The 337-nt window shown below is 55.8% G+C and carries 1 rRNA gene; it reads right to left on the minus strand.

The window, feature by feature from the left end:
• Nucleotides 1–103 (minus strand): 5S ribosomal RNA (gene rrf / locus AB4Y32_RS40520); the annotation flags it as partial.
• Nucleotides 104–337: the final 234 nt, after the last annotated feature.

The following is a 337-nucleotide window of genomic DNA, read 5'->3' on the forward strand; positions in this document are numbered from 1 at the left end:
ACCTACTTTCACACGGGCAATCCGCACTATCATCGGCGTGGAGTCGTTTCACGGTCCTGTTCGGGATGGGAAGGGGTGGGACCGACTCGCTATGGTCATCAGGCATGACGGGTTGCCGCGTCGCTATTGAGGTTACGTTACCTTTGAGCGCCGCGGCCAATCGGGAAGAAGCGTAAAGAGGGGTGGGGTTGTGTTGTTTGTGGCACAACATCGATCTGTCAACCATCAGCGTGTCCGTGCTCCCTTCGGGAGTGAGATGCCCGCACGTGCTGAAGCACGAGCGATCATCGCAAAACACACCGGTTATAGGATCAAGCCTTACGGGCAATTAGTATCA

Origin of the sequence: Paraburkholderia phymatum (assembly GCF_040965635.1) — a bacterium.
Taxonomy (GTDB): Bacteria; Pseudomonadota; Gammaproteobacteria; order Burkholderiales; family Burkholderiaceae; genus Paraburkholderia; species Paraburkholderia phymatum_B.